A 21,319-nucleotide genomic window follows, 5' to 3' on the forward strand; every position below is an offset into this window, starting at 1 on the left:
GAGGCGCGCCCGCGACGTGCGCGCGGCCAACGCGCCCAGCACCGTGTACGCCTCGAGCATGGGTTGTTCCGAGCCGCCGAGCGCGGGCAGCTGGTAGAAGTGGTCCATCACCCAGAGGGAGTCGAAGCCCGACTCCTCGCCGGCGACGGCGATACCGACAAACGCCTCGAAGAGCTCGCCGTCGGACACGCCCAACGTGAAGTTCGGCAGCTGGAGACCGAACTTCGTCATGCGTCCTCGAGCAGGATCTCACGCACCTTGAGGATCACGTCTTCCTCGAGTCCGATCGCGTCGGCGTAGCCGAGCCAGGTGCCGTACTTGGCGTGCACACCTGCGAGCAGACCTTCCATGCTCGGTGCGTGCGCGCCGAGGAGATCCTCGGGCATATCGTCCCACACCTTGTCGCGATCAGGAAGATCGGGAATGCCGGCGCGCTCCGCCCGTCCGCGCTCGATGATCCTGTCGACCACTTCGTGCGTGAGCACGTAGTCGGCGACGATGTCAAGGTCGCCAACACCGAGCAACCCGAGCAGGAAGGCCGAGAACACCCCGGTGCGGTCCTTCCCAGCCATACAGAAGTAGACGGCGGGCAGCGCGTCGGGCTCCACCAGCGTTCGCACCGCTGCGGCGTACGCGCGCGAGCCAGCTTCCAACATACGGAGGTAGATCTCCGCCACGGTTCCGGGGATCACGGCGTCGGGCGGGCGCACCGTGTGCAACACCTGGTCGACGGTCGGCACGTGCACGTGCTTGATGTCGAGGTTGCCGAGTCGCCCGATGCCGATGCGGTCAAGCTCGTCGTGGGCGCGGAAGTCCAGCGCGGTCTTGATGCCGATCTGCGCGAGACGCGGCCCGTCGGCGTCCGTGAGGTGATGCAGCGAGTCGCTGCGGTAGACGAGGCCCCACTTGACCCTGCGGTCGCTGGCCGTCGCGTAGCCGCCGACATCGCGAAAGTTGATGGGGCCGTCGAGAGTGACTCGACGGTCGGTCACGGGCATCGCAGCAACGAGACTGTTACTCCTCGGCGATGGAGATGGCCTGCTTCGGGCACTGGCGCACGGCCTGCTCCACCTTCGGTCGCAGGTCGTCGGAGGGGTTCTCCTGGAGGATGTAGAGGAAGTCGTCGTCTCGCACCTCGAACACTTCGGGCGCGATGCCCATGCAGATCGCGTTGCTCTCGCACAGGTCGAAGTCGACCACGACTTTCCAGGCCATCACCCACTCCCTTCCCGATTCGGCTTCACCCTACTCCGAGGGCAGATTCGTAAAGTCGGGGTCCCGCTTCTCCAGAAACGCCGCGATGGCCTCCCGGTTGGCCGGAGCCCCGGTCAGGTCGGCGAAGACCGCTTCCTCGCGCGTGCGGGCGGCGCGAGCGAAGTCGAGGCGGGTCGCCAGGAGCAGCCGCTTGGTCTCGACGAGCGACACGGTCGGCATGCGGGCGATGGCGCGGGCCACTTCCAGCGCCTCCTCGACCAGCTCTTCCGGCGCGCACGCCCGCCACGCCAGCCCACACGCCACTGCGTGGTCAGCGCCGAACCACTCGCCGGTGAAGAACGCATGCGCGGCCGCCTGCCAGCCCATGACCGTGGGGAGCGTGAACGTGCTCCCCGCCTCGGGCACCACACCGAGCGGAGCGAACGGGAGGCGGAAGCGCGCGTCGGTGCTCGCGAGCACGAGATCGCAGTACGGGAGCATCGTCGTGCCGATGCCCACGGCCACGCCGTTCACCGCGGCCACGATCGGCTTCGGGAACGCTTCGAGCGCACCCACGAACCGCCGGAACCCGTGCTCGGCCACCGCCTCGTCCTGCCGCGCATCGTCCGCTCCGGGTGTCGACAGCCGTCCCATCTCCGCGAGGTCCTGCCCTGCGGAGTAGGCGGTCCCCTCGCCGGTCAGCACGACCACGGCGAGGTCGTCGCGCGCCTCGGCCTCGTCGAGTGCGTCGGCCACCGCGCTGTAGAGCGCGGAGTCGAACGCGTTGCGTGCCTCGGGGCGAGCGAAGGTGATGAGCCGGACGCGCTCCGCGTCGTCGATCTTCAGCATCGGCTAACCGGCCGCGAACGGATCGGTCGTCAGATGACGGCTCAGGTCACCGAAGAGATCGCACAGGAACACCCGCTCCGTGAGACGCCATTCCCCATCGACCTTGGCGAAGGTGTCGTGGTAGCGACCCGCGATCACTGCCTGCAACGGGAAGTCGTCGACCTGCTGGAAGACGGTGAAGTACGACCGCGCGGTGGCGGTACCGGCACCTTCGTCAGCGTCGATGACGAGGTTGGTCGTGACGTGCTTGGTGCGTGGGGTGCCGTCGTCGTAGCGCCGCACCATCTGCATCTTCTCGAGCACGTGCGCGGAGCCTTCTGCCCCCGGATCGTCATACCCGCCGCCGCGATAGCGCGCGTGGGCGAAGAGCTCCGCGACACCTTCGAAGTCACCAGCATCGAGTCGCTCTGCATAGCCGTACACGATGTGCTCGATCGCGCTCCTGGCATCCATGACGCGGGCGACGTTAGCGTCCAGCCTCATGGCGATCGGGGCTACGCGGGTGTTCCACCTCAACGTGAACTGCTCCGACTTGGAGCGTTCTCTCACCTTCTACCGGGACCTGCTCGGGCTCACCGCGGTCGTCCGCACCACACCGGCCGAGCCCCAGCCGGGCGGAGCGTTCGGGCTCGAAACCGTGCAGTGGGATGCGTGGATCCTCGGCGACAGTCGCGGTCTCGACGGTGTCGCGATCGACCTCCTCGAGTGGCAGGTCCCGGCCCCGGCCGGGCGGCCGTATGGGAAGGCCAACACGCCCGGCTTCGGTCGGATCGGGATGACGTCGAGCGACATCGACGCCACGTACCAGCGCCTCATCGATGCCGGCGTTGATTGCTACGGCGAACCGCACGACGTCGACGTGGAGGGCATCCCGTCGATGAAGGCGTTCGTGTGCGAGGACCCGGACGGCACGCTCATCGAGCTGATCTCCGGCGACGCCGACCGGATCAGCGTCGGGATCGTCAACTGCTCCGACTTGGAGCGATCGGTCGAGTTCTACGAGCAGGTGCTCGGCTTCAAGTCAATCGCTCGGTTCGGTTCCGGTGTTCGCGACGGCACGGGGCTGCGGCTCGGCGAGAAGGTCGACTGGGAGATGGTCTATCTCGACGACCCCCGAGGTGAGTTCCAGTTCGCCGTCGACCTGGTGAAGTGGCACTCCCCGACGAGTGACGGTCACGCGTACGACCGCGCCAACCACTTGGGGATCTATCGGATGGCGCTGATGACCAATGACATCGACGCCGCCTACAACGAGCTGTGCTGCCTCGGCGTCGAGTGCGTGTCACCACCCGCGACGCTGCAGATGGGTCCAGGCATCCCCGAGCTCCGCGCGCTCCTCTTCCCCGACCCCGATGGCGCCATGCTCGAGCTCATCGAGTCACCCACGACCTGACCCAGAAGTTCTCGGCACGCTGAAGTGCCTCAGAGGTCATTGAACGTGCCGAGAACCTCTGCTAGAGATCACAGCCTTTTGCGGCCTTGACCGGCACACAGAAGTCGAGGTCGGCGCTGGTGATGTAGTCGCCGAGCGATCCGCCGATCGCTGCCATGGCGTCGCTCGATCCGTGCGCGTCGAGCGCAGCTTGGTCGGCGTAGATCTCGGTCATATAGAAGACGTTCGGGTCGCGGTTCGACCGGTGCAGCACGTAGTGCTCGGTGCCGTCCTCATTGGCCGCGATGTGCTTGAACATGTCGTCCCACTCCGCCGGGAACGCATCGGCCATGTCTGGCTTCACCTCGAGTTTGGCGACTGCAGAGACCTTCCCCATGATCAGGCTCCTTGTGGTCCGCGCACGAGGCGCCCCGGTCGAGCATCGGTGTCGTGGCCGTCGCGGCGGATGACCTCGCCGGCGACGAGCGTGGCGCGGTAGCCGTCGGCCGTCTGGAGCAGCCGCCGCGCGCCACCGGGCAGGTCGTAGACCATCTCTGGACGATGCAACGTGAGGTTGGCGTGGTCGATCACGTTCACGTCGGCGCGCTTGCCCTTGGCGAGCAGACCACGGTCACCCAAGCCGTACAGCGATGCGGTGTCGCTCGTCATCTTGCGGACGACCAGCTCGACCGGCAGGCGGTCACCACGCGAACGGTCGCGCGCCCAGTGCGTGAGCATGTAGGTCTCGATGCTGGCGTCACAGATGGCGCCAACATGCGCGCCGCCGTCACCCAGGCCGAGTGCGGTGGCTGGGTGGAGGATCTGCTCGCGGATCGGGTCTTGGGTGAAGTTGCTGTACCCGAGCAGTGGACGGAGCAGGAGCTCGCGCCCGTCGTTCTCGAGCAACTGGTCGTAGAGGAACTCCGACGGGTCGACGCCGTCACGCTCGGCGATCGCGGCGAGGCTCTCCTCGGGCGCCGGCTCGTAGTCGGGCGGCTCGCCCAGCTTGAAGATGCGGTCGAGACCCATGCCGATGAATGCCATGCGATCGTCGGCCGCGGGGCTCTCGGCGAGGATGCGCGCCCGCAGCTCGGGATCGCGCATCGCGGCGACCTTCTCGTCGAGCGGCAGCGCGTCGATCGGCGCGTAGCTCGGCCGCCGGCTCAAGGGATGGAACGTCTGGAGCCCGAGGAGCAGGCCGAGCGGGCGACCGGCGATCTGCGGCCGGATCGGGACGCCTTCGTCGTACGCCTCACTCGCGAGGTCGAGCATCTTCTTCCACTGGTCGGGGTCGAAGTCGTGCTGGAGGAGTGCGAACGTGACGGGGCGACCGGTCTCGCGGGCGAGGCGGCGCATCCAGTCCATCTCTTTCTCGGATGCCGCGAGGTCCTCGCCCATCACGCCGGCGGGTGCGAGCTCGAACACGCCAGAGCCGGCGTCGGTCAGCGCACGCCCCATTGCGAACAGCTCGTCTTCGGCTGCGAACGTGCCCGGCACAGGCTCGCCGTCGATGGCGCGGTGCGCGATGGTGCGAGATGTCGACACGCCGAGCGCGCCGGCGTCGATGCCCTCGCGCACGATGCGCGCCATCTGCTCGATGTCTTCAGGAGTCGCGGGCTCGTTGCGAGCCCCCCGCTCCCCCATCACGTAGCCGCGCACCGCGCCGTGCGGCACCTGCGTGCACACGTCGATCGCGAGCTCCTGGTTGTCCAGGAGGTCGAGGAACTCGGGGAAGGTCTCCCATCCCCAGCGGATGCCGGCCGAGAGCGCGGCGCCGGGGATGTCCTCGACGCCCTCCATGAGGCCGATGAGCCAGTCGTGCTTGTCGGGGCGCGCCGGGGCGAATCCAACGCCACAGTTGCCCATCACCACGGTGGTCACGCCGTGCCAGGTGGACGGCGTGAGCATCGGGTCCCAGGTGACCTGGCCGTCGTAGTGCGTGTGCACGTCGACGAAGCCCGGCGTGACGAGCATTCCGGCGGCGTCAAGCTCCTGCTCGCCCTGTGTGTCGACCTTCCCGACCTCGGTGATCTTGCCGTCGTCGATGGCGACGTCGCCCGCGACCGGCGCGGAGCCGCTGCCGTCCACCACCGTGCCGCCGCGGATCACCAGGTCGTGCATGCGTTCCTCTCCTTGCTCGGCTCGCTCGCTGCGTCCCGGGAACCAACCTCTCGGTCGACTCCGCAGGCTCCGTCTCCTGCCGCGGCCGCTCGCTCCCCATCTGGCTTCTGGATGAGGCGAATCGTAACGTGTTCCAATCCCGAGTCCGGAGGACACCGTGCCGCTCACGCTCGCAGACGTCGACCTCACAAACCTCGACACCTTCGTGCAGGGCGTGCCGCACGACCAGTTCGACCTGCTCCGGCGGGAAGCGCCCGTCTACTTCCACCCCGAGATGGAGGACTCGCAGTTCAGCGGCTTCTGGTGCATCACCCGCCGCGACGATCTGCGCCAGGTGAGCCACGACTGGGAGCGCGCCTCCAGCGAGTGGGGCATCACGCTCTACGACGCCGACGACATGCAACTCGAGCAGCAGCGCCTGATGATGCTCAGCATGGACCCGCCGAAGCACACGAAGCTGCGCCTCCTCGTCAACAAGGGCTTCACGCCACGCATGATCGGACGGCTCCACGAGCGCATCCGCGAGATCGCGCGCGACATCGTCGACAACATCGCCGATCGCGGCGGATGCGACTTCGTCGTGGACGTGGCCGCCGAACTCCCACTTCAGGTGATCGCCGAGATGATGGGCGTGCCGCCCGAGGACCGCCACAAGGTGTTCGAGTGGAGCAACCGAATGATCGGCTCGGAAGACCCCGAGTACGCGGTCAGCCAGGAAGACGCCACCACCGCGGCGATGGAGATGTTCGCTTACGCCAATGACCTCGCGACCAAGAAGCGGGCAAACCCGGGCGATGACATCATCAGCGTGCTGCTCGGCGCCGAGGTCGAGGGTGAGCGACTGACCGACATGGAGTTCGACGTGTTCTTCGAGCTCCTCGCCGTGGCCGGCAACGAGACGACCCGCAACCTCATCTCTCACGGGATGCTGGCGTTGATCGAGCACCCCGATCAGCGGGCGCAGCTGGTTGCCGACCCGTCCAAGATCCCCGCTGCCGTGGACGAGATGCTGCGCTACGCGTCTCCGGTCATGTACATGCGCCGGACGGCCCAGAGCGACATCGAGCTGCGGGGCGAGAAGATCAAGAAGGGCGACAAAGTCGCGCTCTGGTACATCGCCGCCGACCACGACCCCGAAGTGTTCGACAAGCCCCACACGTTCGACATCTCGCGCGAACCCGCCGACGATTTCGTTGCCTTCGGGGGTGGCGGGCCGCACTTCTGCTTGGGTTCGCACCTCGCGCGGCTCGAGATCCAGGTGATGTTCGAGGAGCTCTTGCAGCGCATTCCCGAGATGGAGCTCGCCGGCCCCGTCGACCGCCTCCGCTCCAACTTCATCAACGGCATCAAGCACATGCCGGTCAAGTTCAAGGGAGTCGCGAGGCCCTCCGACTGACATCGGTGCGCGCGGCAACGATCGCGAGGAGCCTGGCGACGACGACGCTACCCTGCCGCGCTTGACCGAAAACCTGCCGGGAATTGAGCCGGACGCGGTGACACGGTGGCTGCGCGACCACATCGATGCGCTCGAGGCGCCGCTCGACTATTCGCTCATCGCGGCCGGAGGCTCGAACCTCACGTATCGCGTCGTGGACGGCGCCGATCGCTCGTGGGCGCTGCGGCGTCCGCCCGCGACCGCGGTTCTTGCCACGGCGCACGACGTCGTGCGCGAGTACCGAATCCTCGACGCGCTCGCTCGCGACGGCACCGTGCCTGTGCCCGCAGCGATCGCATTGTGCGAGGACGTCGATGTGACGGGTGCCCCGTTCTCGGTGATGGAGTTCGTCGATGGGACGATCCTGCGCACGGAGACCGATGCACTCGCCCTCACCACATCACAAGCTGAGGCCGCGACTGACTCGCTGATCGACGTGCAGGTGGTGATGCACACCCTCGATCCCGACACGGTGGGTCTCAGTGACCTGTCTCGGCACCGCTCCGGCTACCTCGAGCGCCAGCTGGCGCGTTGGCGCAAACAGGTCGACACCGCTCGGGTTCGTGCGACACCGGTGCTCGACGACTTGCACGAGCGGCTGTCACGAACGGTCCCGACGGAGACTGGTGCACCGACGATCGTCCACGGCGACTATCGCTTCGACAACACCGTCCTCGGTCACGATGACCGCGTGATCGCGGTGCTCGACTGGGAGCTCTGCACGATCGGGGACGCCGTCGCCGACTTCGTGTGGTCGCTCCTCTACTGGGCTGATCCGGGCGACGAAATCGGGTTCCTCGAGTCGGCTCCGACGCTTGCCCCGGTCTTCTGCCGCCGCACCGAAGTGGCCGCCCGGTACGCGGCGCGATCGGGTCGCGGGCTCGATGCGCTGCCGTGGCTCGTCACGTTCTCATACTGGAAGATGGCCTGCATCGTCGAGGGCGTGTACGTGCGCCGTCTGAAGGGCGCTCGAGGAGGGGCGGCCGAGACCCCCGACGTCGCGCGCATCGCAGCCCGGGTCGACGGGCTGCTCGACCACGCGCGCGAGACCGCGGCGGGAATCCTCTGACCTGACGCTGGCGAGGCGATCCGCGAAGGCAGACTTGCTGACGTGACCAGGCAGCAGTACTGGGTTCTCGCCCTCGTCGGTGGTCTCTCCGTCTTCATCGGCGTCGGCATCGCGCTGCTGATCACGTCGGGCGACGGCAAGGACGAGGTGGTCCAGATCGGGCCGACCACGTCTTCGCAGGGCCCGGTGGTCACCACGCTCCCGCCGAGCACCACACTCACCTCGACGCCGACCACGGCGCCGCCCGTCACCCAGGGCACGATCACGCCCGGCACCACGCTGGTGATCCCACCGAGCACGTCGGGCACCACTCGTCCTGCGCCCACGACCACTCGACCCGCGCCAACCACCACAGAGGCCCCGGCCACGACGACGACGACCGGGCCCGACCGCAGCACTGACGTCGGCATCACCGACGACGAGATTCGTCTCGCCGTCATCGCCGACAGCCCGACCACCTTCCAGGGCATGGCGACGTGGCAGACGTTGGTCAACCGCCATGGGGGTCTCGCAGATCGCCGCGTGGAGCTCGACCTGCTCGAGACCGGAGGATCGGCGGAGGGCTACGCCGAGGCGGTCACGACCGCGTGCAAGCGCGACTTCGCCATCGTTGGGAGCTTCTCGGTGTTCGACGCCGCGGCGGACGCGCTCGGCTGCGCCGCGATCCCCGACCTGCCCGTCGAGCCGATCGCCGCCGACCACGCGACCGCCAGCACGACGTTCGCGGCGTTCCCCCGCCAGCCCGGCATCGAGGCTGTCGGCCCGTACAAGTGGCTGCTCGCCAACGTGCCGGGGTGTTGCAGCCAGTTCGTGCTCGTCCCTGATACCGATCCGGCACGCGCCCGCACGTTGGCCGCCATCGATGCAGCGGTCGCCGCCGGCTTCACCACCGCCGGCTCTGTCGACGTGACGGGATCCGACGACGCGGCGCGCTACACGGAGATCGTCGACGAGATCGAGACGAACGGCGCGACGTTTGCGTCGAGCGGCTTGGGGCCGGATTCGACCCGCCTCCTGCGCGAGGCCACCGCAGCCCGAGGACCTGATGTCGCGGCCTGGTACTGCGGCGCGCAGTGCTACGACGCATCGTTCCTCGCAGACGGCGGCGACGCGATCGATGGTGAATACGTGGCGATCGAGACAGCGTTGTTCAGCGACCGCTCCGAGATCAGTCTCCTGCGCTCCTACGTTCGCATCTCAAACCGCGCCGGTGACGACACCGCGTACGAGGGCTTGCGCGCGTTCGTGGCCGGGCTGCTGTTCGAGAGCGGGGCTGAGCAGGTCATCGACGAACACGGCGACAACGGCATCACGCGGGTTCGGCTGTTCGAGGCGCTTGCCGGCATCAACGACTTCACGGCCGGCGGCATCGTCGGCCCCACCGACGTCGCCAGTGGCACGCCAACCGGCTGCTACGTGCTCATGCAGGTCAGCGACGCCCGCTTCGACCGCGTCAACCCCGCCGACAAGGGCGTCATCGACTGCGGCTCCCAGAACCTCGTCGAGATGGGCGGTTAGTGGCAACCCACCGCTACAATCATCTGAGTTCGAAGGGGAGTATCCCCGCTCGACGGTTCGTCGTCATCACGGCTCCGGCCCGGCGACCGTGCCTGTTCGCAGGCGGGAGAGACCTTCGGTAGACGCCACGTTGTCGACCGAAGGATGGCTCTTCCATGGTTCCACTCGCTGCCAGCGACGCAACCCAGCGCTTCGCCGACATCGACGTCGAGGCTTGGCACTGGCTGGCGCTCCTCGCGGTGCTGACCGTGTTGCTCACGTCGGACCTGCTCGCCCACCGCGGCAACAAAGAACCGACCGCTCGCCGTGCGCTGGTCGAGTCGGCGATCTGGGTCTCGTTCGGCCTCACCTTCGCGGGCGTCGTCCTCCTCTCATGGGGCGGCACCGCGTTCAGCGAGTACCTGAGCGGCTATGTGATCGAGAAGTCGCTCAGCGTGGACAACGTCTTCGTGTGGTCGATCATCTTCTCGACCTTCGCGATCCCGTTGCGCTACCAGCACCGCGTGCTCTTCTGGGGAGTCTTCGGGGCGCTGGTCTTGCGCGCGGCGTTCATCGTCGGCGGCACGACGCTCATCGACCGCTTCTGGTGGCTCCTCATCGTCTTCGGCGTCATCCTCGTGCTCTCCGGCATCAAGGTGATCCGCCATCGGGACGACGAGGGCGTACGAGGCCACGACTCGGCTACGAAGCTGCTCGGCCGCTTCGTGCCCGTGCAGAAGGACCTCGCCGGCCATCACTTCCTGGTGCGCAAGGCCGGCAAATGGATCGCGACGCCCTTGTTGGCCGCGCTCGTGGTGGTCGAGGTGACCGACGTGATCTTCGCGGTCGACAGCGTGCCCGCGATTCTCGCGGTCTCCCGCGAGCCCTTCCTCGTGTTCGCGTCCAACGCGTTCGCGATCCTGGGGCTACGGGCGATGTACTTCCTGCTCGGTGACGCCAAGCAGCGCTTCCACTATCTGTCGCACGCGCTCGGGGCGATCCTCATCTTCGTCGGCATCAAGATGACGGCGTCGCGCTGGTACCACCTTCCGACCGTGATCTCGCTCGCGGCGATCATCGCGATCGTGGTCGCCGCGATCGTGCTCAGCGTGCGCAGAACGAAGAAGGTGGGCCTGGCAGCCGTGCCCGGTTCGCGTTCTTCCTAGGTCAGACGAGCTCGACAGCGGCACCTGTAGCCGTCGAGCTCACCCTGCCCGAGGCGGAACCGTGTCGGTACACCGGGAGCACGCGGGCGTGGTACGTTCACCGACAGGAAAGCTCTTTGCACCGATGCGGTGCCTGCTGAGCGAGTTGCTCCAGTCCTGGTAGCACGCCCGGCCTCTCATCAGGAGGCATGCGGTGACCATGGATCGAGAGCCCGTTGGCGTGAGATCAAACCTCGGGGCGGCGCTCGCGATCTCGCCGGAGAGTATTGGCTTTCGCGTCGACCGGCGCGAGGCAACCGGCGAGCTGATTCTGGCGATCCACGGTGAGGCCGACCTCGCGACCGCCCCTTTCCTCGCCGAAGCGCTCGGGGAAGCTTCGGGAAATGGACACCAGCACGTGGTGCTCGATGCCGCCGGGCTGGACTTCATCGATGCCCATTGCCTCAATGTGATCGTCAACGCCCGATTATTTCTCCGCGAACAGGGGAAAGCCCTCGTCGTGCGATCGCCCGCGACGCATGTTCGTCGCCTCCTCGCCATCTGCGACATCGAGGATCTCCTCGAGTCCCGAATCGCAGCTCTCCATCTCTGACCCCGCAACTCGACCAACGAACCAAGGAGAAAGTCATGGGTGAAAAGCTCGATGAAGCCAAGGGACGCGTGAAGGAAGCCGCCGGCGACCTCACGGATGACAAGGACCTCAAGCGCGAGGGCAAGCTCGACCAAGCTGGCGCGACGGTGAAGGAGAAGGCCGGTGACGCGGCCGACAAGGTCAGCGAGGCGGTCGACACGGCCAAGGACAAGCTGACCTCCAACGACTGACTGCTGACTACCGCCCGCGCCTGCGGTTCTCCTTCGTCAGGCCGGGTGGATGCCAGGGTTCGCCGGCGCTGACGTCGGCGCCGGGGCGCACGATTTTGTCGATCGCGTCGAGCGTCGCTTCGTCGAGACGCACGTCGACGCCGGCAAGCGCATCGTCGAGCTGCTCCATGGTGCGCGGTCCGATGATCGCCGACGTGACGGCCGGGTGCTCGAGCACGAAGGCGTGCGCGAGGTGCGTAAGGCTCATACCGGCGCTCTTCGCGAGCGTCAGCAGCTCTTCGACGATGTCGAGCCGGTGCTCGTGCGCCTGCTTGGCCCGCTCGCTCTGCTGCTGCGCGCCGAACCCGCGCGCCATTCGTGAGTCAGCTGGCGGTGGCTGTCCCTTGCGGTGGCGGCCGGTGAGCAGGCCACCCGCGAGCGGGCTCCACGGGATCACGCCAATGCCGTACTTCTGGCACGTGGGGAGCACCGCGCGCTCGATGCCGCGCATGAGCAACGAGTACGGCGGCTGCTCGCACACGAACCGCTCGCGGTTGCGGCGCTCCGACACCCACTGCGCTTCGACGATCCGCTCCGCGGGCCACGTGGAGTGACCGAGGTATCGCACCTTGCCTTGGTGCACGAGGTCGCTCAGCGCGCCGAGGGTCTCGTCGAGATCCGCGACATCGTCGGGCCGGTGGATCTGGTACAGGTCGATGTAGTCGGTGCCGAGGCGGCGCAGGCTGTTTTCGACCTCCTCGAGGATCCAACGCCGCGAGCCGCCGCGCATGTTGGGGTCCTCGCCGCCCATCGGCCCGAAGAACTTGGTCGCGATGACGACGCGATCGCGACGCCCGGCCAGCGCCTTGGCGACGATCTCCTCCGACTCCCCTGCCGAGTACACATCGGCCGTATCGATGAAGTTGATGCCGGCGTCGAGCGCCCGGTGGATGATCCGGATGCTGTCGTCGTGATCGGGGTTGCCCCACTGGCCGAACATCATCGCCCCGAGGCAGTACTCGCTGACCTGGACGCCGCTTCTTCCGAGGGTGCGCATCATCACCATTGCTCCGCTCCCACTCCGCTGCTTCCGCTCACTTCGCTCGCTCCATTCGCTCCGCTCGCTCCGCAGCTCTCGCGATGGCGCGTACCCTACGCGGCCATGAACCTCGAAGGCCTCGTGGCGCAGCAGGAGATCCGAGACGTGCTGATCCGGTACACCCGCGGCATCGACCGGATGGATCCCGAGCTCGTGCGATCTACCTACTGGCCTGGTGCATACGACGACCACGGCGCATTCCAAGGAACGGTCGAGGGATTCATCGACTGGGTGCAGGAGGTGCTCGCCTACTTCGACACCACGATGCACTTCATCGGCAACCAGCTGGTGGAGGTCGACGGCGACACCGCACACGCTGAGTCGTACTGCGTGGCGAACCACCGACGCCGAGCCCGCGACGGCGAGGACGGCCACGACCTCGTGATCGGCCTCCGGTACGTCGACCGCCTCGAGCGTCGCGACAGCGAATGGCGTATCGCCGACCGCAAGTGCGTCTTCGACTGGACCCGCCACGACCCGATCAACGCCGAGTGGGATCTCCCACCCGAGGCCCTTCGGGGCAGCAGGGACTATGACGATCCCGTCTTCGGGCGTTGATCCGTCGACGTGCGTCTCTGACGCCGGAATAGCCGGGCGAGGGACGCACCCTGGGCTAGCGGATGGTGCGGAAGAACTCTCTGACGTCGGGGACGAAGAGGTCGGGGACTTCCATGGCGGCGAAGTGGCCGCCTCTCGGTTGGTCGACCCAGTGCGTGACGTTGTAGCGGTGCTCGACCCAGGCGCGGGGCATCTTCGTGACCTCCGCCGGGTAGTTGGCGATCCCGGTGGGCACGTCGATGCGAGCTTGAGGGATGGCGTCACGGCGCGACTGACGTGCCTCCCAGTAGATGCGGCTCGCCGAAGTCGCCGTACCCGTGATCCAGTACGTGGTGATGTTGTGCAGCATCTGGTCGAAGGTGAACTTGGGTGAGAGCGCAAAGCTGCCATCGCCCCATGCGTCGAACTTCTCGACGATCCACGCGCACAATCCCACCGGCGAGTCCTCGAGGGCGTAGCCGAGCGTCTGTGGCTTCGTGCCCTGGATCTCCTGGTAGCCGGCTCCGGTCGTGCGCCATTCGCTCAACCCAGCGAGGGCGGCCTGCTCCTCCTCGGTGATCGGCGGAACGTCGGCCCCCTTCGGCATCGAGACGACGACGAAGTTGAGGTGCAGCCCGACGACCGACTCGGGCTGGAGGTCGGCCACGTTTGCCGTGACGACCGATCCCCAGTCACCACCCTGCGCGCCGTACCGGTCGTAGCCGAGCGCGCCCATGAGCCGATGGAGCGCGCCAGCGATGCGTCGCGGGTGCCAACCGCGCTCGTGCGTCGGACCCGACCAGCCGAATCCCGGCAGCGACGGCGCGACCACATGGAACGCGTCGCGTGCATCGCCGCCGTGCGCGACGGGATCGCTGAGCGGGCTGAGCACGTCGAGGAACTCGACGACGGAACCCGGCCAGCCGTGCACGAGCAACAGCGGGAGCGCGCCGGGCTCCGGTGAGCGTGCGTGGATCGCATGGAAGCGCTGTCCGTCGATCTCGGTGACGACCTGATCGAACGAGTTGAGGCGGGCCTCCGCCGTACGCCAGTCGTACTTGGTGCGCCAGTAGCCGACGAGCTCGCTCAAGTACCCGAGCTCGGTGCCCTGCGCCCACTCGATGCCTTCGATCTGGTTCGGGAAGCGAGTGCGATCGAGACGTTCATGGAGGTCGGTGAGAACGGCTTCACGCACGTCGATACGGAACGGCTCGAGCTGGAGGTCCGCCGCCATGACTCAGTCGAACTGGGCGCTGCCCGGGAGCTCGTGCGCGAGGATCGACTCGAATCGGGGTTGCAACAGCTCTCCGAAGCTCTCGCTCGTGGTGATCCAGAACTGCCCCGCTCGAAGCGCGTCGAACACGATGTCAGCGGCTTCGTCTGGGTGACGGCCCTGGGTCGACGTCATCGTGCGGAGCGCGTCGGCCACGAAGTAATGGTCGGCGGCTTGCCCCTCCGACGGCGGCTCGTCAGGACGGTTGCGCGTGGAGTCGGCGATCCGAGTGTCGACCGACCCCGGCACGATGCACGACACACCGACGTGGTCGATGCCCTGGGCGCGCAGGTCGTGGGCGACGCACTCTGCGAGAGAAGCCGCCGCGAACTTCGAGACCACGTACGGGCCCGAGTACGCGACGGTCATGAGCCCCGCCATCGACGAGGTGACGACAAGGTGCGCCGGCTCGTCCTGTTCGAGCAGCCGCGGGATGAACGAGCGGACGCCGTGGAGCGGGCCCCAGAAGTTCACGCCCAGCACCCATGCCCAGTCGGCTTCGGAGCGCTGCCACGAGACGCCGGCCTGAAACACGCCCGCGTTGAGGAACACGAGGTGCGCGCCGCCGAAGCGCTCGAACGTCGCGAGCGCCAGCGCCTCGACCGCTCCGGCGTCCGAGACGTCGGTCGGCACGGTCAGCGTCTCAGCACCGAGTGCTGACACCTCGGCTTCGGCGGCGTCAAGTGCACCAGCCTCGATGTCGGCCAGCACGACGTGCATGCCCTCACGAGCAGCCTTGCGGGCCAGACCGAGGCCGATCCCACTCGCGGCACCGGTGATGACCGCGGTCCGGCCGGTGAGGTCGCCGATCACCGAACGTGCCTCGCGAAGGCTTGCAGGTCGGCGACGAACAGCTCCGGCTGCTCGAACGCGGCGAAGTGGCCGCCCTTGGGCGTGTCGACGAAGTGCACGATGTTCGGGTACAGCGCGTCCGCCCAACGTCGTGACGTCCCCATGATCTCGTTCGGGTACCGCGTGTAGCCGAAGGGCTGCGTCACTCGTGATGTGATGTCGACCGATCCGCTCCGCGCCCCCTTGTCGAGCTCGTAGTACATGCGAACCGACGAGTGACCAGTTCCAGTGACCCAGTACAGCATCAGGTTGTCGATGAGCTGGTCCTTGGTGAAGAAGTCCTCGACGTCACCTTGGGGATCGGTCCAGGTCCGAAACTTCTCGACGATCCAAGCCGCGAGCCCGACCGGCGAGTCCTCGAGCGAGTAGCCGATCGTCTGCGGCTTCGTGCTGTGCTCCTTGAAGTAGCCGGAGTCGTCGTCGAAGTACCGAGTCGAATCTGCGACGTACCGCTTCTCCTCGTCGGTCTGATCCTCGGTCGAAGGTAGGCACGGCAGGAAGTTCACGTGCACGCCGATGCAGTGCTCAGGGTCGGCGACACCGACCTGCTGCGAGACGAACGAGCCCCAGTCGCCACCCTGCGCCGCGTACTTGGCGTAGCCGAGGCCGGCCATGAGGGCGGACCAGGCCCGCCCCACGCGTCCCGGGTGCCAGCCGCGCTCCTTGGTCGGCCCCGAGAACGCATACCCGGGCAGCGATGGCACGACGACGTGGAACGCGTCGGCTGCTTCCCCGTCGTGTGCGGTGGGGCTGGTCAGTGGTTCGATGACGTCGAGGAACTCGACGACGGATCCCGGCCAACCGTGCGTGAGCACGATCGGGAGCGCGTCTGCTTCCGGCGAGCGTGCATGGATGAAGTGGATGTTGGCGCCGTCGATCTCGGTGGTGAAGTGCTCAAAGCCGTTGAGACGCGCCTCGGTCGCGCGCCAGTCGTACTCGTCGCGCCAGTACTCGATGAGCGACCGCAGGAAGCCGAGCTCGGTGCCGTAGTCCCAGCCCGCATCCGGAAGCTGCTCAGGAAAGCGCGTCCGGGTCAGCCGCTCGTGCAGGTCGTCGAGCGTGGCCTGCGGGATGTCGACGCGGAACGGCTCGAAGCGCACGGTCACGTGTGCTGTGAGAGGAACCCGTCTCGCACGGGCTTTCGCCCCTCGTAGAACGGGCTGAGGGCCTCGTCGACGTTCTCGGGCGTCCACTGCTGGGGCGTCTCGAACGCCTTGTCGGTGCTCGGTCCCTGCAACACGGTGATCTGACGTCCCCACACCACGAACACCTGCCCGCTCACCTTCGCCGCTTGCGGCGACCCGAGATACGCCACCAACGGTGACACGTTCTCGGGCGCGAACACCTCGAAGTCGCCATCCTTGGTGTCGAAGCCGCCGAGCGACTCGGTCATCCGGGTGAGCGCCCGCGGAGCGATCGCGTTGGCGGTGACGCCATACCGGCCGAGTGCCTGCGCGGCGCCGAGCGTGAGCTGGATGATGCCGCTCTTGGCCGCCGAGTAGTTCGGTTGGCCCGCGCTGCCGAGCAACCCGGCTTCGGACGAGGTGTTGACGATCCGGCCGTAGACCTCACCGTCGGCTGCCTTCGACTTCTCGCGCCAGTACTCGGAGGCGTGCCGCATCATGCAGAAATGGCCCTTGAGGTGGACGCGGATCACCGCGTCCCACTCTTCCTCGCTCATGTTGAAGATCATGCGGTCGCGGAGGATCCCTGCGTTGTTCACGAGGATGTCGAGGCTGCCGTAGGTCGTGACCGCGAGATCAACCATGCCCTTGGCGGTGTCCCAGTCTGCGACGTCGCCGGTGTGAGCGGTGGCCTCTCCCCCTTCCGCCTTGATGTCGCTCACGACTTCGTTGGCTGGCTCGGCTTCGAAGTCGTTCACGATGACCCGCGCGCCCTGGCGCGCCAGCTCGAGTGACTCGGCTCGACCCAGGCCTCGCCCCGCGCCGGTGACGATCGCGACCTTTCCCGCCATGCCTTCCAACAACGCCCACCCTTCCGCTCTTGGCGTTCTGCGCCGGGCCGCTCGGGCCCCGGCCCCCTGCGCCGCAGGGTACCTGCGCCGCGATCGGGTACCTCTGGCCTCCACATCCTGGTGATCGAGCCTGGGACTCTAACGTCATGCTCTCGTGAGCACTCCTGTGGCGTTGGTGACCGGGGCGAGCCGCGGGATCGGGAAGGCGACGGCGGTCGCGCTCGCACAGTCCGGGTTCGACGTAGCGATCACGGCACGGACGGTGCGCGAGGGCGAAGGCATCGACGACTCCGATACGGCGGGGCGCTCGGTTTCGGGGAGCCTCGAGTCGACCGCCGCGCTCGTCGAAGCCGAAGGGCGACGAGCACTCATGGTCCCGATGGATCTCATGGATCACGGGTCGCTCAACGCGGCCGTCGAGCGAGTGGTCTCGGAGTGGGGCCAGATCGACCTGCACGTCAACAACGCGGTGCACACCGGCCCCGGCAGCATGTCGCGCTTCGAGGACACGACGATCGACATGATCGAGACCAAGCTCGCCGCGAACGTCGTGTCCCAAGTGGTGCTCGTAAAGGCGGTGCTCCCGCACATGCTCGAGCGCGGGAGCGGCACCCTCGTGAACGTGACATCGGCGGTGGCGATCACCGACCCGCCCGCGCCCGCGGGTGAGGGCGGATGGGGTGCGGCCTACGCGATGTCGAAGGGTGCGTTCCACCGCATGGTCGGCATCCTGGCCGTCGAATACCCGGCGCTGCATTTCTTCAACGTCGAGCCGGGCTACGTGGTCACCGAGCGCATGGAGGTGAACGCCAAGTCCCTCGGGCTGGAAGGCGTCTACCCGGGCGCCCCGCCGACCGTCCCGGCGTCGGTGATCGCCTGGCTCGCGACATCACCCGACGCGGCGGAGCTGAACGGCCAGACGATCTTCGCGCAACGCTTCGCCAAGGAGCGCGCCACCCACGAGCCCTGGCTGCGCCGCTAGCTACTTGATCGCCATGGCGTTGGGGGGTGAGCCGAGGCCGCCCTGGATGCCGAGCGGCTTGCTCGTGAACAGGAACTCGTAGACGCCGTCGGCCGCGCAGTCGTCGGCGAGCGCGTCGAGGTCGAAGAACTCGCCGAGCGGGATGCCGAGCAGCGCAAGCACGCGCGTGTGCACGCTGTCGCCCGATGCACCCGCGCCGCCGGGACCGAACGGCTCGACGCCCGGGTTGTCGACGGCGATCGCCGCGATGCCGTGGTCCCAGAGGAACGCGGCGATGGCAGGCCCAGGGGCAAGACCCGGCGTTTGGAAGTTCTCGAAGCTGTACTCACGGCTGCCGGCCGCGATGGCCTCACGACCCGCGGCGTCGAGCTCCTTGTACCAAGCGAGCCAGCCGAGACGAACACACAGGACGTCGCCTTCTTTGATCTCGACGCCGTGCGCGTCAGCCGTCGCCGCGAGTATCTCCGGCGTCACCACGAACGCCGTGTCGCATGCGATGTCGGCGTGGCGCCCAACGTCGAGCAGCACGCCGCGGCCCGCGATCCCGGTCATGGCCCACGCTTCGATGCCGAGCGTGCGCGCCTCGACGTCGTCAGCGCTGCGGCCGCCGAAGAATCCCAGCTCAGCGTGGCCGAAGTGGCCGAACCCGTCCCATTGCGTCGAGCTCTGCGGGTAGAAGTTGTCGAGCTTGTCGTCGAACACGTTGGTGATCCCGAGGCTGAACACCTCGTGGCGATAGGGCTCGCGCCCGAAGAACGGTGGAGATGGCAGCGTGAGCGGGAGGTCGAGCGGGAAGCGCTTGCCTGAGCGCACAAGACGTGCCGCCGCGGCCACGCGTTCCGGGGTGAGCAGTGCGAGTGAGCCGAGGTCCGCGTCGAGCACGTCCCATGCGCTGCCGTCGGGAAGATCTGCGTACTTGGGTCGTGACGTCATCGGCCCGAGCCTACGGTCACCGCCCGACCGGCGTGCTCGCCGAGCCCGTGGTCATCCAGAACGACGCGCCATGGCGCTGCACAGCCTCGAACCCCGGGTGGTCCCACAGCGGGTCGAGGATCGCTCGCAGCTCGGCGTCGGCCGCGACGTACCAGTTGGGCATGAGGATCTGGAGATGGGGTCCTTCGGCGAGCAACGCAGCCGCCAACAAATACTGCTCCGAGTAGAACTGATCGGCGATCTCGAGCGGGTAGTCATCGGGCAGAAAGATGTCGTGGAGGTGTACGAGCACTCCGGGGCGCAGCGCCGGGAGCACGTCGAGGAACGTCACGGTGACGTCCGAGTTCTGCAGACAGCGATGCGAGTTGTCGACGAACAAGATGTCGCCGGGACCGAGCTGATCGAACAGCCCGAGGTCGACGTCCTCGAGCCCCGAACGGTGCACCTGATCGCAGAGGTCATCGATCTCCGCGTGCGGAGCCGGATCGATCGACACGATCCGCGTGGCGAGCCCGTGGTCACGGCACGCGCGTCGAGCGAACTTCGTCGACTGCCCGGAGCCGACCTCGAGATACGTCGCCGGTCGATGCTCCACCATCATCGAGTAGAGGACGGCGGCGTCGAGACCGGGGAGCGCGCCATTGATCCAACGCGGCTCGGGCGAGCTCTTTGGCGCATGCACCGGGATGGCGGTGAGACGCTCGCGTTGCGCCAACACCGACTGCAGGATCGCGGTGTACTGCGGTCGGTTCCTTCCGATGATCTCGTTCAGCGCGTGGTTGGTTGGCGATCCGTGCCCCCACCGCGGCTTCGGCACGACCGGGTAGTCAAGGTGAATCCGACCGACGAACCGGTGGGTACCTCCGTTGCGTCGGAGGCGGTTCGCACGCCACACCCGCCATCTCGACACGACGCTCCGGCGCGCGCGCGTGGCGAGCTGCCTCGGAGCCGTCATGTGCGCGCGGTGAGCTCCTCGACCGAGTGCACCTGTCCGTCGCGCTCGAACAGGACGTCGTTGTACCCGTGACCCTCACCCACGAAGGCCATCGACTCCGGTCGCGTGAACGTCACGTAGAGCGCGCGCCGACCGGGGCCGTCGCCCGAAGGTGCCGGCGCGGCGTGCAACACATGGCCGAAGTGCACGGTCACGTCGCCCGGCTCGGTGTTGATCGCGACGACGGGCTGCTCGGCTTCGTCGCCGGGCTTGAGCGGGTGCGACGAGCCGCGGTGCGAGCCGGCGAGGAAGTGCAGCTGCCCCGTCTCTGGTGAGGCGCGATCGAGCTGGATCCCGATGGCGACCGTGGGACACAGCACGGGATGCCCTCCGAGCCCACAGTCACGGTGCCACGGGAGGTCGGACAAGCCCGCGGTGATCTCGGGATGCTTGATCACCACGCTGTGACCGTCGAGGCAGTCGACTTCGGGTTCGAGTCCACCGCCACCGAGCGCAGCGATTCGCCGCAAGCGCGGATCGTCGCCGAGGCCAGCCACGAGCTCGGAGGTGCGGCCCAGGTAGATCACGCGGCAGCAGACGTCGCTGCCGTCGGCTCGGGTCGCCCACCAGGAGGAGCCGTCATCGGGACGCGCCGCGGTGCGGGCGCGCTCGACGTCTGCGCTCAGCGCGGCGATCTCCTCCGCGGTGAACACTCCCTGTACATGCAGAAACCCCTTCTCGGTGAGAAACGTCTCGAGATCCTCGTCGGGCTCGTCGAGGGTGAAGGATCGATCGAGGTCGCCGTCCACACCCAGCTTCGCCGGATCGATGATCGGGCGATCGTGGTACAGGGCTCTGAGCGCGGGCTCCCAACGCTCGAACCAGCCGAAGTCGCCACGCGTCACCTCGAGGAGCCCCGCGTACATGAGGCCGAAGCTCGTACGCAGCTCGTTCGCGAAGTCCGAGAAGGCCTCGCGCGACATCTCCACGAGCGTGTCGGCGGCCGCGTCGCCGCTCCAGATCTCCACCGTGTCGGGCGACGGGACGTACGTGAATGCCGCGCCGTCAGGGGTGCGGAAGCCGATCGTCCCGACGCCGGCAAGGTCGGGCGCGGCGAGCGCGCCGCTCCCCTGCTCGATCCGCTTGGGAAGGTCGAGGAGATGGAACTCGTCGAAGTCGACCGTCTCGAACGTGATCGTCATGGCGAGCCCCCGTCTGGTTCCGAACGCG

General features: G+C 67.4%; 24 protein-coding genes. 9 read left to right on the plus strand and 15 right to left on the minus strand.

The window, feature by feature from the left end; all coding sequences use genetic code 11:
* The 5 genes from WEE69_10600 to WEE69_10620 all read right to left on the minus strand — a co-directional run.
* Positions 1-231: LLM class flavin-dependent oxidoreductase (locus tag WEE69_10600; GenBank protein MEX1145742.1), on the minus strand; the 231-nt coding region annotated here is incomplete at its 3' end.
* A complete protein-coding gene (locus tag WEE69_10605; GenBank protein MEX1145743.1) occupies positions 228-998 on the minus strand; it encodes a tyrosine-protein phosphatase in 771 nt (256 codons plus the stop codon). The genes WEE69_10605 and WEE69_10600, both read right to left, overlap by 4 nt.
* 16 nt (positions 999-1,014) lie before the next feature.
* Complete coding sequence (locus WEE69_10610; GenBank protein ID MEX1145744.1) at positions 1,015-1,215, minus strand: ferredoxin; 201 nt, start codon at positions 1,213-1,215, stop codon at positions 1,015-1,017.
* A gap of 30 nt (positions 1,216-1,245) precedes the next feature.
* Complete coding sequence (locus WEE69_10615) at positions 1,246-2,043, minus strand: enoyl-CoA hydratase-related protein (protein MEX1145745.1); 798 nt, start codon at positions 2,041-2,043, stop codon at positions 1,246-1,248.
* Positions 2,044-2,046: 3 nt separating this feature from the next.
* On the minus strand, positions 2,047-2,526 hold the full coding sequence (locus WEE69_10620) for a nuclear transport factor 2 family protein (protein ID MEX1145746.1): 480 nt from the start codon (positions 2,524-2,526) through the stop codon (positions 2,047-2,049).
* Between WEE69_10620 and WEE69_10625 the strand changes: the two genes are divergently transcribed.
* Positions 2,525-3,436 (plus strand): VOC family protein, encoded by a 912-nt coding sequence (locus WEE69_10625; protein MEX1145747.1) that lies wholly within the window; start codon positions 2,525-2,527, stop codon positions 3,434-3,436. The two genes, WEE69_10620 and WEE69_10625, sit on opposite strands and share 2 nt — an antisense overlap.
* Positions 3,437-3,497: 61 nt before the next feature.
* Here WEE69_10625 and WEE69_10630 read toward each other — a convergent pair whose 3' ends face one another.
* Positions 3,498-3,812: a putative quinol monooxygenase gene (locus WEE69_10630; protein ID MEX1145748.1), complete on the minus strand. Its 315-nt coding sequence runs from the start codon at positions 3,810-3,812 to the stop codon at positions 3,498-3,500.
* A 2-nt stretch (positions 3,813-3,814) separates the two neighbouring features.
* Positions 3,815-5,536, minus strand: coding sequence for an amidohydrolase family protein (locus WEE69_10635; GenBank protein ID MEX1145749.1), 1,722 nt, complete (start codon positions 5,534-5,536; stop codon positions 3,815-3,817).
* Between the two features lie 157 nt (positions 5,537-5,693).
* On the opposite strand from WEE69_10635, the gene WEE69_10640 reads away from it, so the two are divergent.
* The 6 genes from WEE69_10640 (at position 5,694) to WEE69_10665 (ending at position 11,525) form a co-directional block, all read left to right on the plus strand.
* Complete coding sequence (locus WEE69_10640; GenBank protein MEX1145750.1) at positions 5,694-6,932, plus strand: cytochrome P450; 1,239 nt, start codon at positions 5,694-5,696, stop codon at positions 6,930-6,932.
* Positions 6,933-6,993: 61 nt separating this feature from the next.
* Entirely contained in the window at positions 6,994-8,040 is a 1,047-nt protein-coding gene (locus tag WEE69_10645; protein MEX1145751.1) for a phosphotransferase family protein, read from the plus strand.
* Positions 8,041-8,082: 42 nt separating this feature from the next.
* Positions 8,083-9,558, plus strand: a complete 1,476-nt coding sequence (locus WEE69_10650) for an ABC transporter substrate-binding protein (protein ID MEX1145752.1) — start codon at positions 8,083-8,085, stop codon at positions 9,556-9,558.
* A gap of 155 nt (positions 9,559-9,713) precedes the next feature.
* Positions 9,714-10,703: a TerC/Alx family metal homeostasis membrane protein gene (locus WEE69_10655; protein MEX1145753.1), complete on the plus strand. Its 990-nt coding sequence runs from the start codon at positions 9,714-9,716 to the stop codon at positions 10,701-10,703.
* A gap of 199 nt (positions 10,704-10,902) precedes the next feature.
* On the plus strand, positions 10,903-11,295 hold the full coding sequence (locus WEE69_10660) for an STAS domain-containing protein (protein MEX1145754.1): 393 nt from the start codon (positions 10,903-10,905) through the stop codon (positions 11,293-11,295).
* Between the two features lie 35 nt (positions 11,296-11,330).
* Positions 11,331-11,525, plus strand: coding sequence for a CsbD family protein (locus tag WEE69_10665; protein ID MEX1145755.1), 195 nt, complete (start codon positions 11,331-11,333; stop codon positions 11,523-11,525).
* A gap of 7 nt (positions 11,526-11,532) precedes the next feature.
* Here the strand turns inward: WEE69_10665 and WEE69_10670 are convergent, their stop codons facing one another.
* Positions 11,533-12,567, minus strand: a complete 1,035-nt coding sequence (locus WEE69_10670; GenBank protein ID MEX1145756.1) for an aldo/keto reductase — start codon at positions 12,565-12,567, stop codon at positions 11,533-11,535.
* Between the two features lie 99 nt (positions 12,568-12,666).
* On the opposite strand from WEE69_10670, the gene WEE69_10675 reads away from it, so the two are divergent.
* A complete protein-coding gene (locus WEE69_10675) occupies positions 12,667-13,161 on the plus strand; it encodes a nuclear transport factor 2 family protein (protein MEX1145757.1) in 495 nt (164 codons plus the stop codon).
* A gap of 55 nt (positions 13,162-13,216) precedes the next feature.
* Here WEE69_10675 and WEE69_10680 read toward each other — a convergent pair whose 3' ends face one another.
* Genes WEE69_10680 through WEE69_10695 form a run of 4 tightly spaced genes read right to left on the minus strand, consistent with a single transcriptional unit; the run spans position 13,217 to position 17,240 of the window.
* Complete coding sequence (locus WEE69_10680; GenBank protein MEX1145758.1) at positions 13,217-14,374, minus strand: epoxide hydrolase family protein; 1,158 nt, start codon at positions 14,372-14,374, stop codon at positions 13,217-13,219.
* 3 nt (positions 14,375-14,377) lie between these two features.
* The gene (locus tag WEE69_10685) at positions 14,378-15,226 is read right to left on the minus strand and encodes an SDR family NAD(P)-dependent oxidoreductase (GenBank protein ID MEX1145759.1); all 849 of its coding nucleotides are present in this window, start codon (positions 15,224-15,226) and stop codon (positions 14,378-14,380) included.
* Positions 15,223-16,371, minus strand: coding sequence for an epoxide hydrolase family protein (locus WEE69_10690; protein MEX1145760.1), 1,149 nt, complete (start codon positions 16,369-16,371; stop codon positions 15,223-15,225). The genes WEE69_10685 and WEE69_10690 overlap by 4 nt, the downstream gene beginning before the upstream one ends.
* Positions 16,368-17,240 carry an SDR family NAD(P)-dependent oxidoreductase gene (locus WEE69_10695; protein MEX1145761.1) on the minus strand — a complete coding sequence of 291 codons (873 nt, stop codon included), beginning with the start codon at positions 17,238-17,240 and terminating at the stop codon, positions 16,368-16,370. The genes WEE69_10690 and WEE69_10695 overlap by 4 nt, the downstream gene beginning before the upstream one ends.
* Positions 17,241-17,394: 154 nt before the next feature.
* Here WEE69_10695 and WEE69_10700 point away from each other — a divergent pair, with 154 nt between their 5' ends.
* Positions 17,395-18,222, plus strand: coding sequence for an SDR family oxidoreductase (locus tag WEE69_10700; protein ID MEX1145762.1), 828 nt, complete (start codon positions 17,395-17,397; stop codon positions 18,220-18,222).
* Here WEE69_10700 and WEE69_10705 read toward each other — a convergent pair whose 3' ends face one another.
* The 3 genes from WEE69_10705 to WEE69_10715 all read right to left on the minus strand — a co-directional run bounded on the left by WEE69_10705 (position 18,223) and on the right by WEE69_10715 (position 21,291).
* Positions 18,223-19,155: a cyclase family protein gene (locus WEE69_10705; protein MEX1145763.1), complete on the minus strand. Its 933-nt coding sequence runs from the start codon at positions 19,153-19,155 to the stop codon at positions 18,223-18,225. It lies immediately after the preceding gene.
* Positions 19,156-19,171: 16 nt separating this feature from the next.
* Positions 19,172-19,972 carry a class I SAM-dependent methyltransferase gene (locus WEE69_10710; protein ID MEX1145764.1) on the minus strand — a complete coding sequence of 267 codons (801 nt, stop codon included), beginning with the start codon at positions 19,970-19,972 and terminating at the stop codon, positions 19,172-19,174.
* A gap of 134 nt (positions 19,973-20,106) precedes the next feature.
* Positions 20,107-21,291, minus strand: a complete 1,185-nt coding sequence (locus WEE69_10715) for a phytanoyl-CoA dioxygenase family protein (GenBank protein ID MEX1145765.1) — start codon at positions 21,289-21,291, stop codon at positions 20,107-20,109.
* Positions 21,292-21,319: the final 28 nt, after the last annotated feature.

This window comes from Acidimicrobiia bacterium (assembly GCA_040881685.1).
Classification (GTDB): domain Bacteria; phylum Actinomycetota; class Acidimicrobiia; order IMCC26256; family PALSA-555; genus SHVJ01.